The sequence below is a fragment of the Deltaproteobacteria bacterium genome, from assembly GCA_017302835.1.
Classification (GTDB): Bacteria; Bdellovibrionota; Bdellovibrionia; order Bdellovibrionales; family Bdellovibrionaceae; genus UBA2316.
Map to the genome: position 1 here is coordinate 47,743 of JAFLCC010000007.1, position 18,823 is coordinate 66,565.

General features: G+C 37.8%; 13 protein-coding genes. 4 read left to right on the forward strand and 9 right to left on the reverse strand.

Features of this window, described 5'->3' with window-relative positions; genetic code table 11:
* Positions 1 to 94: 94 nt before the first annotated feature.
* The 4 genes from guaB to miaB all read right to left on the reverse strand — a co-directional run bounded on the left by guaB (position 95) and on the right by miaB (position 4,170).
* Positions 95 to 1,558 (reverse strand): IMP dehydrogenase, encoded by a 1,464-nt coding sequence (guaB, locus tag J0M15_09450; protein ID MBN8537267.1) that lies wholly within the window; start codon positions 1,556 to 1,558, stop codon positions 95 to 97.
* A 21-nt stretch (positions 1,559 to 1,579) separates the two neighbouring features.
* Complete coding sequence (locus tag J0M15_09455; GenBank protein ID MBN8537268.1) at positions 1,580 to 2,089, reverse strand: gamma carbonic anhydrase family protein; 510 nt, start codon at positions 2,087 to 2,089, stop codon at positions 1,580 to 1,582.
* A 64-nt stretch (positions 2,090 to 2,153) separates the two neighbouring features.
* Positions 2,154 to 2,738 (reverse strand): bifunctional nuclease family protein, encoded by a 585-nt coding sequence (locus tag J0M15_09460; protein MBN8537269.1) that lies wholly within the window; start codon positions 2,736 to 2,738, stop codon positions 2,154 to 2,156.
* Positions 2,722 to 4,170 carry a tRNA (N6-isopentenyl adenosine(37)-C2)-methylthiotransferase MiaB gene (miaB, locus tag J0M15_09465; GenBank protein ID MBN8537270.1) on the reverse strand — a complete coding sequence of 483 codons (1,449 nt, stop codon included), beginning with the start codon at positions 4,168 to 4,170 and terminating at the stop codon, positions 2,722 to 2,724. Before miaB ends, J0M15_09460 begins: the two co-directional genes overlap by 17 nt.
* Before the next feature lie 122 nt (positions 4,171 to 4,292).
* Between miaB and J0M15_09470 the strand changes: the two genes are divergently transcribed.
* Complete coding sequence (locus J0M15_09470; protein ID MBN8537271.1) at positions 4,293 to 4,817, forward strand: hypothetical protein; 525 nt, start codon at positions 4,293 to 4,295, stop codon at positions 4,815 to 4,817.
* Here J0M15_09470 and J0M15_09475 read toward each other — a convergent pair.
* The 5 genes from J0M15_09475 to pheS form a co-directional block, all read right to left on the reverse strand.
* Entirely contained in the window at positions 4,809 to 5,729 is a 921-nt protein-coding gene (locus J0M15_09475; protein MBN8537272.1) for a trypsin-like serine protease, read from the reverse strand. The genes J0M15_09470 and J0M15_09475 overlap by 9 nt on opposite strands.
* Positions 5,730 to 5,895: 166 nt before the next feature.
* The gene (locus tag J0M15_09480; protein MBN8537273.1) at positions 5,896 to 6,462 is read right to left on the reverse strand and encodes a MerR family transcriptional regulator; all 567 of its coding nucleotides are present in this window, start codon (positions 6,460 to 6,462) and stop codon (positions 5,896 to 5,898) included.
* Between the two features lie 103 nt (positions 6,463 to 6,565).
* The gene (locus J0M15_09485) at positions 6,566 to 6,910 is read right to left on the reverse strand and encodes an integration host factor subunit alpha (protein MBN8537274.1); all 345 of its coding nucleotides are present in this window, start codon (positions 6,908 to 6,910) and stop codon (positions 6,566 to 6,568) included.
* Positions 6,911 to 7,015: 105 nt separating this feature from the next.
* Positions 7,016 to 9,586, reverse strand: coding sequence for a phenylalanine--tRNA ligase subunit beta (locus tag J0M15_09490; GenBank protein ID MBN8537275.1), 2,571 nt, complete (start codon positions 9,584 to 9,586; stop codon positions 7,016 to 7,018).
* Positions 9,587 to 9,611: 25 nt separating this feature from the next.
* Positions 9,612 to 10,634 carry a phenylalanine--tRNA ligase subunit alpha gene (gene pheS, locus J0M15_09495; protein ID MBN8537276.1) on the reverse strand — a complete coding sequence of 341 codons (1,023 nt, stop codon included), beginning with the start codon at positions 10,632 to 10,634 and terminating at the stop codon, positions 9,612 to 9,614.
* A gap of 157 nt (positions 10,635 to 10,791) precedes the next feature.
* On the opposite strand from pheS, the gene J0M15_09500 reads away from it, so the two are divergent.
* The 3 genes from J0M15_09500 (at position 10,792) to J0M15_09510 (ending at position 18,766) form a co-directional block, all read left to right on the forward strand.
* The gene (locus J0M15_09500) at positions 10,792 to 11,637 is read left to right on the forward strand and encodes a class I SAM-dependent methyltransferase (protein MBN8537277.1); all 846 of its coding nucleotides are present in this window, start codon (positions 10,792 to 10,794) and stop codon (positions 11,635 to 11,637) included.
* Positions 11,634 to 12,515 carry an RNA methyltransferase gene (locus J0M15_09505; protein ID MBN8537278.1) on the forward strand — a complete coding sequence of 294 codons (882 nt, stop codon included), beginning with the start codon at positions 11,634 to 11,636 and terminating at the stop codon, positions 12,513 to 12,515. Before J0M15_09500 ends, J0M15_09505 begins: the two co-directional genes overlap by 4 nt.
* A 188-nt stretch (positions 12,516 to 12,703) precedes the next feature.
* Entirely contained in the window at positions 12,704 to 18,766 is a 6,063-nt protein-coding gene (locus J0M15_09510; GenBank protein MBN8537279.1) for a hypothetical protein, read from the forward strand.
* Positions 18,767 to 18,823 lie beyond the last annotated feature (57 nt).

The following is an 18,823-nucleotide window of genomic DNA, read 5'->3' on the forward strand; positions in this document are numbered from 1 at the left end:
GGCCGCAGGAGTGAGACGACTGAGACTTGGCAAGGCCAAGTCGCAAGAAGTTCGATCGACGAGAACGAAGAGTTGATTCCTAGGCTTAACCCCTCTACTCTAAGCGGTAGTTGGGTGCTTCCTTGGTGATACTCACATCATGAACATGGGACTCTTTGAGACCCTGAGGGGAAATTTGCACAAATTTAGCTCGTTTTTGAAGTTCTTCAATATTCGAAGCCCCCAAATACCCCATCCCTGATTTTAAACCACCCACTAATTGATGAATGATACCAGAGGCACTCCCTTTATAGGGAACTTTTCCTTCGATACCTTCAGGAACCAACTTGTCCACATCATGGATATCCATTTGCCCATACCTATCTTTAGAGCCCTTGGACATAGCTCCTATAGATCCCATCCCGCGGTACATTTTATACGTTCGTCCTTGATATAAAATCGTTTCACCAGGGGATTCCTCGGCCCCTGCCAGCAGATTCCCAATCATCACCGTATTCGCACCCAAAGCCAAAGCCTTGGTGATATCCCCTGAATATTTAATTCCGCCATCGGCAATAATTGTTTTTCTTTTGTGCTTTGCCTGCTTGGAGCACTCCACTACGGCAGAGATTTGAGGCATCCCCACTCCGGCAACCACTCTGGTAGTACATATACTGCCAGGCCCCACTCCGACCTTTACCACATCAGCACCAGCCTCCATCAAAGCCAAAGTTCCTTCGGCAGTAACGACATTTCCAGCGATAAAAATAACATCTTTAAATTTTTTAGAAAGGTATTCCAAATTCGTAATCACATTTTTAGAGTGTCCATGGGCGGTATCAATACAAATCACATCCACATGGGCAGCACACAAGGCCTCCGCCCTGGCAATCCCTTCTTTACCGACACTGACAGCTCCCCCCACAGACAGACGGCCTCGAGAATCCTTCGTTGCTTGAGGGAAAGCCTGGGCTTTTTCAATATCTTTGATGGTAATTAATCCTTTCAGCTCGCCCTTCGCATTCACCACGGGAAGCTTTTCAATTCGGTATTTTTGCAAGATTTTTTTTGCTTGCTCAAGAGTGGTGCCTTCCACGGCGGTGATTAAATTTTCTTTGGTCATTAAATCTTCAATCAATTGATCGACATTGGTCTCGAATCGAAGGTCCCGATTGGTTAAAATTCCTACCAAGACTTTATCCACCGTTATGGGAACGCCACTGATAGAGTAGCGACTCATCATCTCTAAAGCTTTGCTCACTTTTTCCTTAGGTCCCAAGGTGATGGGATCCTGGATCATGCCACTTTCATATTTCTTAACCCGCTCGACTTCTAAACATTGTTTTTCAATGTCCATATTTTTATGGATAATTCCAAGGCCTCCCATTTGCGCCATGATTCTTGCGATACGATTTTCTGTCACTGTATCCATAGCCGAGGAAAGAATGGGTGTATTTAAATATTTATCCTTGGCAAAAAAACTCTTTGGCGTCACCTCTGTCGGCACTATTTCAGAATACTGAGGAATAAGTAAAATATCGTCAAAGGTTAAAGCGTAGGATATATTTCTAAATTCCATTTAAATTCCTTTCGTATCAAATTATCGATACCATGTCGTATAGAGTTTATAATTTTCAGAAGATTGAGCAATGTACTTTATTTCTTCTTGAGTTAAGGGGCGAGCTACCCTTGCCGGTCTTCCTATAATTAAAGAACCTTCTGGAAATTTTGATCCCTCGGTCACTAAGGATCCGGCACCTACAATTGAGTTTTTAGCAATAAAACACCCATCCATTAAAATACTTCCCATGCCGATAAGACAGAGATCATCTATGGTCGTTCCATGAAGCATCACTTGGTGCCCAACGGTGACTTGATTTCCTATTTTTGTTCCCCATTTTTCAAAAGTCCCATGAATAACTGTTCCATCTTGAATATTGGTATCTTCACCAATTTCAATAGGCATGACATCACTTCTTAAAACGGCTTGATACCAGACAGAACACCCTTTCTTAAGAGTGACATTCCCAATGATCGTTGCATTTTCTGCTAAAAAAACGGACTCGTGAATTTGTGGAGTGAAACCTCGCACGGATTTGATTAGACCCATGGCCGAGAATATATACAATTCGCAAAGAGCTCAACATTTTTTATCAAAAAATTTAAAAAGAACTCTATTGAAGATAATTTGAATTCTTTACCAAGTTTTTTTGATTTTCTAACAAATGCTTGGTGACCCCTTCAATTTGCACATTTAAAAGCTTGCTTTGATTGATAAAATTTTTAGTCGCAAACAAAGGAACTTTATGCGAGATACAAAGGCTGATCGCTTGATCGGCTTGAATCTTAATCGAGTTTAATTTTTGGTGTCCTTGAAAATACACCCTAACATATTGTCTTGGTCCTTTAAGTTGAACAAAAACACATTGAAGTATTTTTATCTGCAAGGACTCTAATATTTGCCCTAAAAAATGATGGGGATCATAGGGGGCTTGAGATTTATTACCAAAATTGATGACCGCTCCGGCCTCAATGGGGTGGATAGGCACAGGAAGGGTAAACTCTAAACTTTTATCTTTTAACAAAACAAAGGGCTGATGCAATTCAGGAGTCAATGACACGCCAAATGGAAATAATTCTATTAAATCATTTTGATGAAAAACTTCTTCCTCTTCAGACTGATTTGAAAATAATAAATTCCCACCAAGAACTTGATAGATATCAGGAACTGGTAAATTAATATTAGTTGAGTTTGCCACTGTAATCACCCCTAAAAACTGCAGGAAAAGCTTTAGTTATATTTATATTCACCGTTTCTCCTACAAGGTTTAAATTTTCTGGAGCTTCAAAATACACCAACTTGTTTTGTGTACTACGTCCAGAATGTTTCACCATCCCATTTCCAAGGATGGGTTCTTCTTTTTTTTCAACAAGTACGCTTAATGTGCGTCCTTCATATTTTTTGGCAAGGTCAAAGGCCAATTCATTATGAAAATCAAAAAGACGCTGCAATCTTTCCGATTTGATGGCCTCGGGGATTTGATCTTCAAATTTGGCGGCCTTGGTATTTGGTCTTGGCGAGTATTTAAAGGCAAAAACGGTTTCAAAAGCCACTTCCTTAATCAATGAAAGAGTCTCCAAGAACTCAGCTTCGGTCTCGCCAGGAAAGCCAACAATAATATCTGTCGACAATACCACGTTGGGCATGATTTCTTTGATCATTCTTATTTTCTCGAGGTATTCTTCCCTGGTATAGCCGCGATTCATTTGTTCTAAAACACGAGTGTTGCCACTTTGAAAAGGCAAATGAATGTACTCACAAATCTTTGATTGATTTTGCGCTAACACCTTGATTAATTTTTCATCAAAATCCTTAGGGTGACTCGTGGTAAATCGGATACGCTCAACACTTGTCTCCTTGGCCACGGCACTCAATAAATCAGCAAAATCAGCCCCACACTCGCTCTGATAGGAATTTACATTTTGCCCCAAAAGAGTGACTTCTTTCACTCCCCTTTTGAGCAAAGTTTTAATGTCCATCAAGATATGGGATTGGGGACGGCTTTTTTCTCGACCTCGAGTAAAAGGAACCACGCAAAAAGTGCAAAAATTATCACAACCTTTAGTGATATTTACAAAAGTTGAGACCCCTGGATTTCGCACTAAAGTTTCTACATGATAGGGTTGTCGATGGGCAAATTGAGCTTTTACAATTTTAGATTTATTCGAAAGAGGCTTCTCTGCCTTTGAGTCTTTTTTATCTTCTTCTTTAACTTCTTGTTTAGCCTCATTTGACTCTTTAAAATAAAGATCCGTCAAAATTTCTGGCAAGGAATCTATCGCATCCGTTCCAAAAACAAAATCAATCATCGGCTGATTCTTTATTAATTTCTCTTTTTCCTGCTGGCCAACACAGCCCCCCACTCCAATTTTGAGCTGAGGATTTAATTCTTTCATTTTACGATAAGTCCCCACCTCTGAATAAACCTTGTGAACCGGCTTTTCCCTGATGGAGCACGAATTAATGATAATCACACTGGCTTCTTTTGGATCTTGAACGGGAACAAAATTCACCATTTCAAGCAAAGCCAACATGCGATCGGAATCGTTGACATTCATTTGACAACCATAGGTGGAAACGTAAACTCCTCGTCCCTTGCCAATATCTTGATTAGGATAGTTCTGATTCATGGTAAATTCCTCTGGACCTTAAAAGGCCCCATATTTAGGTAAAAAACTCATTGTGTCAATCCAATCTTTGATATATATAGTCAGGCTTTATTTGACCTCTTTCCTATTCCTTGAGGAGATATATGATTCCAAGACGACCAAACTCAAAAAAATGGGCTCACTTCCCACAGGATTTAACCTTACAAATTAAAGATGCCGTTGAGGAAACTTTCGGCAATCAACTGAAAAACCATCGAATTGTTACTGAAGGCCGAATTTATCCAGAAGAAGTTCTTTTTCAAATTGGGTTTCTGGAAGAAGGGCGACTCAAACAACCTAATTTTGAGATTTCCTTTGATATTCCCGATGATAAAAGTGATGTTTGGCTCCAACTACACAAAGGAATTGATCTTATTCATGGCGCCATGCTGGACTATCTAGAAGATGAGGACAACACCGAGCTCCCCCTTTATTGGAAAAAGATCCATTTTAAAAACGAAAACTTTTATTTTCAATTTTCAACGACGAATACAGAATTAGAAAACCTTGCCAATAAATTACTAGGCCTTGAAGAATCAAATTTAGTGGTTTCTTCACCCGATTCGGATAAAGAATCAGATGATGCTTTCGAGCTTGCAGAAATTGAAGAACTGAAAACTCTACAGTAGATTTATTTGTTTTAAGATCCAAGGTTTAAATGTTTGGGTTTTAACAATAACTCCGTAGGTATTGCAAACTGAAGGATTTGTTTTGTCTGTGACGACGACGGCCATATTAATTCCTACAAGATAATATTTACCTTGATAGTAATAGACTGTTGGCCCACCTGAATCACCACTGCAAATTCCTTTTCCATTTGTTTGATCTAAAACAATTTCGATTCCTTCATCCTCCTGAATGGGAACTTCACTCACTTTATAGAGTTTCATTAATTGATTTCCCAGTCCCGGACCATGACTCCCATATCCTAAGGAGATAACGGAATCTCCTTTTTTAAGTTCCATAGCAGCAGGTAAAATACTGATGGGTTCATATTCGGCAGGAACCTCATTTCGTAATTTTAACAACGCCATATCAAAATATTGCCCGTCGGATCTGATATATCCAGAATGCATTATCGATTTCTTCACATAATCTCTATTTACCTCATTCGAAACTAAATTGAGGGAATAAATCACTTCAACAACTCCATGTTTTTTTAAACTTGGATCTATGTTTGAATCTAGTTTTTCGTCTTTGTTAACGGTATTGCTTGTTATCTTTCCAAAAGCTTTTTCCAAACAGTGAGCTGCTGTTAAAACATGGAACCGACTAACGATAATTCCCGTACAAACTGAAATATTTTTGGGTTTAGGATCCGTTTCCTTATCAACGGAATAGACGTGCATCAGAACCGTAAATTTCTTCAAAGGATCTGAACCAAGAACTTCAGTCCCTCCAATGATTGCAGAGCTTTTTTCTAGGGAAACTTCAGTTTGATGGCTTTTATTTTGGTGATTCTTATCTTGGCATGAAATCAAAAATAGAAATCCAGCTGCAAGTAAAACGCTTTTCAATAACTTCTGATTAAGTATTTTCATAATGACTCTGGTTTATGCAACATTAGAACCAAATCTCTTATTCTTATTATCAATGCAAGAATAAATACATTCGCTTTCACTATCTAAATTTGAATTTTTTTCATCACGTGTAATCTAGTTCTTCCATTCTCTACCGGTAATGACATTTATGTTTTGCCTATTTTTACTATTTAAATAACTGACGAAGTTTTCGAATATCTAAAGCTATGTTTTCAAGTCGATCATGATAGGTATCCATCTTGTGAAAGGCTTGTTTGATTTCTTTTTCTTTTTGATGTTCTTTTTTTACATGGGCCTTAAGGCCTCTCAAAGCCACTCTGGCTCCTTCGATTGAAAATCGGTCTCTGTGTAAAAGTTTTCTTATAAGAAACGCATTTTCAACATTTTTTTTGGTAAAAAGTCGCTGGTTATTGTGGGCTTTCTTAGGCTTTAATACCTCAAATTCACTTTCCCAATAGCGAAGCACATACTGCTTTATGCCTAGAAGATCTGAAACTTCACCAATTTTAAAACCCATCTTATCAGGAATAGCACTGATCTCTTCAAGTAATAAATCATCACAAAGTGCTGCCGGCAAGGAAATGGGTTCAGAAATAGTGAGGGGAATCGACTCTGAAGCTAGAACTTCCCTCGCTTCAGGTTCAGGCTCAGTGTCAGCTTCAGCTTTAACTTCAATTTCTGTTTCTGGTTCAGCTGTTGATAGAGGAATCTCAGTTAAAATAGAAAACTCCATTTGCTCTTCTTTGAAATCTTTCTTGAAATCCTTAGAAGGAACAATTTCAGGTAAATTTCCTTGAGGGTTAAAGGGAGATATTTTTTGTTCTCCACCTTCTGGGTTAGATATCGTCATCCTCGTCCTTCAATTGAGAATAATCTTCTCCATTAAGCATGGCTCTTAATACCTGAGAGGGCTTAAAAGTTAATTTCTTTCGGGCCGAAATCATGATCTGAACACCTGTTTGAGGATTTCGTCCAACACGCTCGTGCTTGCTGGTAACCACAAAATTACCAAAGCCTGATATTTTAATTTTATCACCATGATGCAATTGATCTTTAATGGTATCAAAAACAAGTTCAACTAATTCACTGGCTTCTTTTTTAGAAAAACCAATTTTACCATACACTTTTTCAACGATATCCGCCTTTGTCATCGTTGACTTCCATACATTTTGACCAGCCATGATCTACTCCATTTTCCATTACTCAACAGGTTTTTTTAATTGTAACCACAAGCTTAATAAAATCAAGCAGTTACAATGAAAAACTCAAGCGCCGCGTCTAAAATTTTACCTGAGTGTGATTTGAAAGCTTTCATTTAGTTTTTTAAGTATTTGCTCTTGATATTGATTGACTGTGGATTCATCCAGCGTTTTCTCAAAATCTTGAAAACGTATTCTTAAAGCCACACTCTTCTTGCCCTTCTCTAAGTTTTCACCTTGGTAAATATCAAAAACTTCTAAATTTAATAAATGCTTCGCCACAATTTTACGAATGACAGTAAAAATTGATTCAACTGATTGATGAGAATCTGCAAGCAAAGCCAAATCTCTTTCGACCACGGGGTAACGAGAAATATTCTGCACTCTCTTAACCCTGGAAACGATCGGGATGATATTATCAAAATCAAATTCACCAAAAGCGATGGGAACTCTGATTTTTTCCTCTTCTAGAATCAAAGGATGAAAGGTACTGATAAAACCTCTTTTTCTGCCTTCAACCATAAGAACTGCTGTTTGATAGGGATGAAGATAATCTGGAAGTTGAATGTCCGCACTTTCATTGACCTTCGAAGGTTCAATTTGTTTCCAACCATATGATTTAACTCGGAAGTCATTTAAAAGTCCCTCCACCGCTTCTTTAATCATAAAAATCGGCGGGGCCTCAGGTGTGGATTTCCAAAGATCCCTCTTCGCTCCCCAAGCAACCAGGGCCAGGTTTTGCTTCTCTTTAAAGGACTTTGCCGTTGATTGAAATACCTTTCCCATCTCAAACAGCTTTCCATTGTCATGACCATAGCGAATATTACTGAGGGCATTTTTGAAGAGACCATAAGTCAGCAAGGGTCTCATGATATTTAAATCTTCATTTAAGGGATTTTTTAATCTCACTAGCGCTTCTATTTTCTCAAAACCCAACTCTGAATAATCAAACTGGGGACCGTTAAACTTCAAAAAATCTTTTTCACCTATAAACGAATAATTAAATCCATGGGAAAACCCATAGCCTTTGATGACCTTAGCGGATTTAATCATATTGACATAAACAGGATCATGGGAAGTGGGCTTAAATGACAGGGCCGGCAATGTTTCTGGGATATGTTCATAACCTTGAAGCCTTGCATACTCTTCAACTAAGTCCATATCTGATTCAAGATCCACTCTGAAGCTCGGCGGGGTGACCTGAAAAATAATTTCATTCTTTTTATCGCCCGTTTCAATCCTTTCAACCCGACAAGAAAGTCTTTTCATCCAATCCATAAAGAGATCGGCCTTCGCTTCGTACCCTATTCTTTCCGTTAGCGTAGCTAGGGGAATTTCAATCACCTTCGGAGAATTTGGCTTTGTATAAATATCATATTCATCTGCGTACACTTCACAAGCAGAAGCCTCTCCCCCTGACTCCACAAGGGACGCCATCGATGAAATTGAAGGTGAGATTGGGGATGAAACTTGATGAATCAAAAAAGCGGCTCGGTCCAAGGCGCGCAAGGCTAGATTGGGATCAATACCCCGAGCAAATCGATATCCTGACTCCGTCTCTATCCCCAAAGTTCTGGAAGTTTTTCGAACAGAGTGAGGCAAAAAATACGCGGACTCTAAAAAAATATTTTTCGTTGCTTCCGAAACTCCAGAGGTCTTGCCGCCAATTAATCCTGCTAAGCACAAGGTTTCATTATTTTCATTTTTGATGGATAGCTCTTCGCCAGTAAGAGTGATCTCGGTCCCATCAAGGGTGATAAATTTTTCGTTTTTCGAAGAAAGTCCCACTTTTATTTTGGAGTTTGGAATAAGATCCGCATCAAAGGCATGGAGTGGCTGACCCATATCTTGCAAAATAAAATTAGTCACATCCACGATATTATTAATTGATTTTAAACCTAAGGCTTCAAGCCTTTGTTTGAGCCATGCCGGCGAAGGGCCCACCTTGACATTCTCAATGAATCTTCCTGTATATCTTGGACAAAGATCTGGATTTTCTACCTCTAAATGAAATCGTTTCTTTGTGGATTTTTCCTTACGAAAAATCCCTTCATCCCTATGATTTGTATTTTTTAATTCTTTATTTAACAAGCAAGAAAGTTCCCTGGCTAAACCAAAATGACTTAAAACATCCGCTCTGTTGGGTGTGACTTTAATTTCAAAAATAACATCATTTAATCCTTTATACTCGCTAAATAGCTGGCCCACATTCGCCTCTGCTGGCAAAATAGCAATCCCTTCATTAGACTTTCCACCTTCTGATTCAAGCAAACCCAGCTCTTTATAGGAACATAGCATGCCATAGGATTCCACATTTCTAATCACTGATTTTTGAATAGAAAAATTCCCAGGTAAGATGGCTCCGGGAAGAGCGACAATCACGCGATCTCCCGTTTTATGATTTTGGGCCCCACAAACAATCTGATGAACCACACCCTGACCCGTGGTCACTCGACATAAAGACAACTTGTCTGCATTAGGATGCTTATCTTTTTCAAGTATCAATCCGATAACGACATTTTCAAAATCCTTTGCCTTATTTTCAATGGACTCAACTTCTAACCCAGACCGAGTCAGTAAATCAGCTAAAGCTTCAGGGGTTTTCAAATAATCTTCTATATCAATGTAATCGGTTAACCACTTTAATGAAATTTTCATCTATATCCTCAAAATCCTTGAAAAATTAAAACTGTTTTAAAAATGATAAATTATTTTCTGGCAATAATCGAACATCAGGAATTCCATATTTAATGACGGCCATTCTCTCTAATCCAAAACCAAAGGCAAAGCCTGTCCATTCAGGATATTTGATCTTTGCCGTCTCAAAAACTTTAGGGTTCATGAGCCCAGCTCCACCGATCTCGATCCATCCCGTTTGCTTGCACAGGCTACAGCCTTTTCCCTTACATAGAGGGCATTGACAATCCACCTCTGCCGAAGGTTCTGTAAAAGGAAAAAAACTAGGACGAAATCTTGTTTTTAAATCGGAGCCAAAATATTCTTTCACAAAAAACGAAATAGTGCCTTTGAGGTCAGCCATGGAAATTTTTTTATCAACACACATCCCTTCAATCTGATGAAAATTCGGCAAGTGAGAAATATCACTATCACACCTGAATACGGGACCTGTTCCAATAATACGAAGTGGCAACTCCTCTTTTTCTAAAGAGTGAATTTGAATCGGCGACGTATGTGTTCTTAAGACATGAGTGTCATCAATGAAAAAAGTATCTTGCATGTCCCTAGCTGGATGATTTTTAGGGATATTCAAGGCTTCAAAATTATAGTAGTCTGACTCTATCGATGGCCCTAACCGAAGAGAATAACCCAACCGGGATAAAATATTCACGATCTCTTCCATGACCATATAAACAGGGTGAGGAGACCCAACTACCTGAGCCGTTGCTGGCAAGGTTAAATCCAAATACTCGGCTTCCATTTTAGCCATGATTTCTTGTTTTTTTAACTTCTCAAAACAAAGATCATGGGCAGACTCTAAACTCTGTTTTATTTCATTTACTTTTTTTCCAAAAAGTGGCTTTTCTTCCTTAGAAAGCTTTGCCATCTCTTTCATCACTTCCGTCAAATCCCCGTTTTTACCCAGAACTTGAACTTTAAATTGATAGAGCTCCTCACGGGTTTTCGCCTCGTTAAAATAGGTCATCGTTTTTGCGTGTATAGCTTGTAACTTTTCATAAATATTCATACTGTGAACTATGACAGCCCACTTAAAAGGACGCAAGATTTTTTACTTTGAAGCATCGACTAAGATGCCCCATGGTAAGAGCGCCTTTGAAAAGTCTTCAAGCAACCTCCAAGACCCCATTGACTAAGACTCTATTTTAAAAGATAGTTCCGAGGTTATGGCGCAAAAAAATAAATCTAATTATTCCGCTTATAAAGCAAGACAAGAAAAAAAGGGGACTCCTGCAAGCCCTGCACTTAAGCAAACTTTCTTAAAAGACACAAAATTGGAAAAAACTCCTTTAAGAGGAAAACATAAAAAACCAGCAGAAATATTTAGCCTGGAAGAGGCTAATGACCGCCTTTATGACATCTTCAAAAACCACTCCTTCTCCCAGATATCTCATGAACAGAGAAGGGCCCTAGCCCATTATTATCGTCTTTTGATGCTCAACCAAGAAAAAGAAAATTTCACGCGCTTGCTGACCCTTAAAGATATTGCCATCAAACATTTTTTGGATTCGCTTCTGGTTCCCACTCACTGCCAGCTACTTTTCCCTCTCTTAGATTTAGGAACGGGCCCGGGGCTCCCAGGAATTCCTTTAAAAGTTTTTTTCCCAGAAGAGAAAATTCTGTTAGCAGAAGGGGTCCAAAAAAGAGTTACTTTTTTAAAACATTGCCGCGAAGAAATGAAACTTAAGAATTTAGACATTATTGGCAGAAATATATTTCCTGACTTCGTTTACCCTGTTCAGGGCGTCATCACCCGTGCCGTAGAAGACATCACCAATACCATGAATCATGTCATGGGATGCTTGCAAGTTGGCGGAAAAATTTATTTTATGAAAGGCCCTGGAGTCGATCCCGAGTTGGTCCTGGCGAACCAGGCCATGAGTGAATATTATACTCTTGAAAATGACATTACCTATGAAATTCCAAACACTCCTCACCATCGACGTTTGATCGTTTTTAAAAAAATCAAAAGCAAAAGTATAGATGATTTCGACGATGAGGACGAACCATGACGGCTCCCCTCCCCTTCGCTCGCCTTGAATTCCTTACCTCCAAACAAAATCCTAAATTTAAAATCTGGAAAAGTCTTCTTCAGGCCAAGGGAAGAAAAACCGAAAAACTATTTCTCCTTTCTGGCGAAAAAATTATTTTAGATTTTTTTAATAAAAGCGGCAATGATCGCCTCAACAAGAAGAAATCTATCAGCGACTTTCAAATTTCTGCTATTTTATTTCCTGATAACGAAGCACTGTATCTTCATTTTATGAACTTGATCAACGGATCAACCCCTTCGGATTGGAGGGGTGACGATAAGGATTCAAATCAAGGCCAAAAGATGAAAGCGTATCGACTCAGCGCTGATCTTTTCAATGAGCTGGACACCTTAGGAACACATTTTTGCTTAGTCGTTTTAACATCTAAGGAATTTAAAGGTGCCAATTTAAATACGCCTCCTGTCGACTTGGAACTCGTTTGTCCAATCAGTGATCCCAGCAACTTAGGCGCTATCTGCCGCTCCGCCTACGGCTTTGGAGTTAAGAAATTGATATTAACTAAAAACTCAGCTGACCCTTATCACCCTAAATCATTGAAAAGCTCCAGCGGCGTCGCTCTGCAAATGCAGTTTGAACGACTTGACAAAGAGCTCTCGCAAATTCAACCCAATCAGATATCAGAATATGACGTGGGTTTAGACCTTCTAGGCACCGCCATTTCTGAATACCCTTGGCCGAAAAACCTTCGTCTTTGGCTTGGGGAAGAGGGACAAGGCCTGAAAATCATCCCGAGAGCTCAATGCTTGTTTATACCGACTCAAGGAATCGAATCCCTCAATGTCACTGTTGCCGGGAGTATCGCCCTTTACCTTTATCAGTCCAGCAGAAACAAGTAAAAAAAAAGCGATCAAAAAAGGTTTGATTCGTTACTCCCGAGAAAAGGGATTTTAAAAGATGGTTCGCAAGTTTAAGAAAGTTTTTTCCTAAGAATGCATTGAGTTGAACAGCACCCTTCATTTGAAAAATGGGAACTAGTTAGATCTAATGAGAACCATCTGAACATTCTTAGGATAATGGGGCTTGTATGAGTTTACACTTTAAAAGAGTTTTTTCCACGGTTGTCATTTTATTGTTTTTCATTGCTTCTGCTGGTTTTGCAAATCTGCAAAATGCCGATTCAAAGTTTAAATCCAAATTATACAATGAAGCCGCAAAACTATACGAGGAAGAAGTAAGAAAAGACAACTATAAGTCTTTAGAAGTGGAAATAAAAGAAGAGATAGTCCTTAAACTGACACAAAGTTTGATTTTATCAAATGCGTTTGAAAAAGCCTTGCTACAAATTTCCAAATTAAATTTGACAGAGAAAAGCAAAAATTACCCCTTTTATTTGTTGTTAAAGGCAAAGTCTTTTGAAAAGTATTTACAAAATTATCGATATCAAATGCAACAGCTAGTAGTTGAAGGGGAAACGGATATTCTTAAAAAATCCCCAGCATACTTTGAGGGGCAAATCCGTGAAATAACCCAAAACCTTTGGCAAAATCGACTTGAGTATTTAAATATAGTTTTAGCTGAAAATTTATATTTATTTGATATGTCGAGTGCTGACTCAGAATTAATTCCTACCTTTTATGATTATCTTATGACTCAGTTTCAGGCGAATTATCAATGGCAAAATGTTAAAGAATTTAATATTGAAAAAATGTTAAAAGAAGCCTCTGAAGTCGAGGCAAAGTCTTCACTATTAAAGTCAATGACTGCACCATTTTCACAAAGTGAGATTAATAAAAAAAGATCTTATATTCGCGAGAAGTGGTTAATTGAGTTAAAAAAGCGCGAATGGCAAATTCCACAGTACGTTGATTATGAATTCAACTTTACGGAAAGTAAGGAAGAAAAAGAAGCTATTGAAAAAAACAAAGAGCTGTCAGACAAAATGAATTTCTTTTTAGTGGGTCTAAAAACCTCTCGAGCGAAATCGGAATGGTATGTTCTACTTGCAAAAAACGAATTTAAAAATAAAGATTTTGAAAAGAGCTATACTTATTGCGAAAAAGCGCTGGATTTATACAAATCTCAAATCTCTGCTGAGTGTTTTGAGATTCAAAGATCCATTGCCAACAAAGAGATGAACTTTGCCCACGGTTTATTTGATTCTGAAGAAGAAATTGAAGTGCCGTTGAAGGTACGTAATTTTGATAAAATATTTATACGTCTGTATGAAGTTCCTTTTGATGGGAACTGGGATAAAGCCTTATCAGACTTTAGAAGCTCTACAAACGTTTATCTTGATAACGAGCGCATAAAAAAATGCTTATTGGAAAAACCTGTTTTGGAAACAGAAATAAGTGCTAACACAAAAAGAAAACATACCTACAGTGAGACCTTAATTAAGATTTCTAAACGTCAACCTGGACGATATATAATATTGGCCTCTGAACATAAGAGCTTTGAGTTTGAAAAAAAATTTATTGCCGGGACCTTTGTATTAATTAGCGATTTGGTTATGCTCACTCAAACGGGCATCGAGTTTAATTCTGAAAAATCATTGGCTGTTAAGGATATAATGAATTTGCCAACTCAGCATTTTTATTATTTTAATTTCATTACTGGAAAATTAGAAAAAAATGTCAATTTGCTGTACTCATTAAATCATAAGGCCAACCAGTTACTGCAAAATCAAAATGATAAATCTAGTGTCTGGGATGATTGGGATTTTACGGGACAACAAAGATTAGGCTATGGCCATCAATTATATGCAGTGGCTTATAAGGGAAAATCTTTTTCGTATTTAAATCAGTACATAAATAAAACACATCAACAAAAAGTGGATATGATTATAGAGAAAGACCGCCCTATTTATCGCCCCGGGCAAAAGATTAATTTCAAGGTGATGGCCTTACAACGGGTTCCTTTTGGTTGGCAAGTGATGCCTTTTAGGAAAGTCACAGTAACTATCAAAGATGCGAATTACAAACAAGCTCATACGGTAGACTTAAAACTAAATGAAATGGGGTCCTCTAGTGGTGAGTTTGAAATTCCTAAAACGGCTTTGTTGGGAAATTACCATATTGAAGCGCTTATTCAAGATCAGGATTTGAATTTAACAAATGTTGTGAAAAACTTTACCGAGTATTTCAAAGTTGAAGAGTATAAACGGCCTGAGTTTTTTGTGGAAATTCCTAAGTCAGAATCAGTTTGGGTGTTTAATAAAAAATCCAAAATTCTGATCAAGGCAAAATATTATCATGGTTCCCCAGTAAAAAATGCGGTGGTTAACTATAATATAACTCCGCAGGCGTTTTGGCCTTGGTTTTATCGCCCGTGGTTTTATGATCAAATCGTCACTCATGGAACTGATCCATCCGCAGAGCAAAAAATGGCTGGCTCTGGAACGACAAATGATAAAGGAGAGTTAGAGATCGAATACACTCCACAAAGTAAATCAGAATCCCCGATGCAATACTCGGTAAAGGCAGATATTCGTGACACCGGTGGTAGAACTATTTCTGGAAACCAAAGTTTTTATGCCAATAAATCTGAATATGTTATTCAATTGGTTCAAGATAAAAACTTTTTCTTTAGCAATGAAAATCCAAAATACACTGTAGATTTGAAAGATTTGAACGGAAGAAAATATGCTGGCGATGTTCGTTTTGTTTTGTCTGAAGTATTGCCTCCTACTTCAGAGCAATTAAAAAAGTTAAAAGATAAAGAAAAGAATCCTTACGGGAACCCTGAATATCCATACTATCCGCAGTTTCGAAGAGGATATGCCTCTCATCATACTCCAGAGCATGATGTTAATTTTTACCTTAAGGATTTAACAAAAAAAGAAGTTGAAAAGAAAAACTTAAAAGTGAAACTTGAAAAATCATTGAATGCTGAATTTTCAATACTTAAAGAAGGTTTTTATCATTTAAAGGCGGAATCTTTGGATTCGCAAAATGTTAGCGCCAGTAATGAATTGTACTTTATGGTTTATCAAAATGGGGAAATGATATCTCAGTTTTATTTACCTAAATTTACCTTGCAGGAAAAAAAGTCCTACCAAGTAGGCGATAAAATTAAAATCATTTTTGGTTCAAGTCAGTTGATGGGCGATGCTGTCGTCAATGTTTTAAGAAGGCAGTTTTTAGGAGCAAATAAGATCTATAGTGATAAAATCAAATTTAGACTTTTTGAATTTAAGGCTGAAGATCAGTTTCAAAGAAATGTCACATTCACTTGGTTTGGCTGGGGCGAAAGGAAAGTGATTCAAGGTAGTGAAAATATTGAAATTGAACCTTATAACAAAAAGCTTAATTTAGTGTTGGAATATAAAAAGGAATTAAAGCCCCGTGATAAGCAAAGTTTAAAAATCAAAGTCGAGAACTCGTCTTCAAATCTTGAGGGATTGTTAAAAGTCTATGATCAGTCATTAGAGTATTATGGCAAAGATTCTAAAGATCGTTTCATGGAACTTTATTCCTCGGATGAATCATCACAGCCTGTTTACGCTTTTGAATTTTACCCTCAGACAACTCCAGTGCCAGAAAAAATAAATGTTTTTAGTGCCATGATTGAACTTTTTAGAAAAAACGTAAATCTGAAAAGACCACCTAGATTAAATATTGATTTTGATATGTATGCTTATCGAGGTCGAGGGGGAGAAAATCTTTTAAAATCAATGGAAGTGACTGCATCGACTGCAGGTAACATGGAAATGGATTCCTTGGCGAGTGTCCCGGGAATGAAGCCTCAAAGCATTGGCGCCATGGGGGGAACTGCTCCTGCCGCGGAAGATAAAGCTGGCGCTATGAAAGGGGAGGCTCTTTCAAAAAAGGACTCCTCTTCAAAACGTCAAGAACAAGAGGATCAGGAAAGCTCTAAAGTTCAAGTGCGATCTGATTTTTCTGAGACCGCTGTTTTCAGTCCACAAATTGAATTCAAAGGAAGAAATGCCAGTGTCGAATTTAAGCTTCCTGATCAATTGACAACTTGGAAATTGGAAACTTTAGTTGTTGGTAAGAACGGAACTTTAGGACAAGGGTCGGGAAGTTTCATTACCAGTAAGTCTTTAATGACCAAGTTACAATTACCAAGATTTTTCCGAGAAAATGATCAGTCGGAAATCCGCGTATTTGTAGAAAATAAATCCAAAAAAGATTTATCAGGTTTTGTCAAAATCACGTTAGAGCAAGAGGGTAAAGATGTTTATGCTCTTTATGCGAAGGAATTAAACAAGAAAAACTGGACATTAAAAGCAGGGGGACAAGTTTCTTTAGCATGGAAGGTGGAAGTGACTTCAACGCTTAGTGATTTAAAAATCAAAACGGTGGGGATGTCAGGTGAGGAAGCTGATGCTGAAGAAAGAATTATTCCTGTATTACCTTCTCGAGAGCGGCTAATCGAATCACAAATTTCCTTTTTGGATGACAAGATGAAAACCAAACTCGTTTTACCTAAGTGGAATGAAAAAGATGAAACTCGTGTAAACGAACAAATTGCGGTGCAAGTGGATCCCCAATTGCCATTGATGCTGTTAAATTCTATTCCTTCATTGATTAACTATCCCTATCATTGCTCGGAACAATTAATTAATAAATTTGTTCCCTTAGCCATAGTAAACTCTTTGTATGAAAAAAATCCAAAGCTTAAAGAAGCTTTAAAAAAAGTGCCACTAAGATCAACTTTCAATCTGCCGTGGGAAGATAAAGATCCAAGACGCTTGATTAACCTAATGGAAACACCTTGGAAGCGTGTTTCCGAAGGGTTAACAAGTCCTTGGGATTTGATTCAACTAACCGATTCAGAACAAGTTGAAAAAATCAAACGTTATGTTTTTACAGAATTGCAGAATCGACAACTTTCTAGTGGTGGCTTTTCCTGGTTTTCTGGCGGCAAGGAAGATTTGTATATTACCTTAATTGTGCTGGAAGGCTTTTCAGAGGCGATGAAATATAGAGTCGATATTCCCAAGGACATGATCAGTAAAGCTTTAGATTATGTTTATAGTGAATTGCCAAAGCATTTAAAAGCCGAGCCATCGGAACTGCAGTTTTTGATTTATGGTTCGTATATTTTTTCTTCCTTTGATGAGGTAGGTTTAAAGATGTCGAAAAATAAAGACGCTCTAAAATCCTGGGTGCCTTTTATCGAAAAAAATGACCATCTCATCACCCAGCTTGGATATGCCTATTTGGCGAATATTTATCAACGCATGAATCAAAAAGAAAAAATGGAAAAATCATTAAAGCGGGCATTTGACGGTATGAAAACCGATGATTTGATTGGTTCCTACTGGGCTCCCGAAGAGAAGTCCTGGATTTGGTACAACGATAGTGTGGAAAAACATGCTTTCTTTATTCAAACTTTAGTGGAACTAAAACCAAAAGACGAGCGTATTAAAAATTTAGTTAAATGGTTGTTGTTTAACCGAAAAGGTAACGAGTGGAAATCTACAAAAACTTCAGCTAAAGCGATATATTCCCTTATTGGCTTTATGAAAAATAGTGGAGCCTTAGATAAATCAACGCTGGTTGATTTGAAGTGGGGTGATTTAAACAAAAAAATTGATATTGACCCCTTCGAGTTTAAAAAAGAACCATTAAGATTTATCAAAACTGAAAACTTTAAACCTGGTGACGGCGTTATTGAGTTCAAAAAGACGGGAACTCTGCCGGTCATAGCTTCATCAACTTGGATCTATACGTCGGATAAAATCAATTCCGCTTCGGCATCGTCTGTGTTGTCTTTAGATCGTCAATTTTATCAGGTTAAAGGCGATGCTAATAAACAGACTTTAGCGCCACTAAAATCAGAAGCTAAAATTAAAGTTGGAGATGAAGTGGAAGTCCAGTTAAAAATCAATGCTAAATCGCAGTTAGAGTATATTCACTTGAAGGACCCTCGAGGTTCTGGTTTCGAGGCCAACCAGCTTTTAAGTGGTTATGTTTGGGATTTGCTAGCAAGATACGAAGAGCCTAGAGATTCATTAACTAACTTTTTTATCTCGTGGCTTCCGAAAGGGGAATACATTTTAAAACATCGATTTAAAGCCACAACAAAAGGAAAATACAAGTTTGGATCCGCGGTGATTCAATCCATGTACTCGCCGGATATGTCAGCATATAGTTCAGGAATGATTTTAGAAGTTGAATAGTTTTACAGAATTTAGTTTCGCGAAATTCTTTAGCAAAGTTTATTGCAAGACATAATA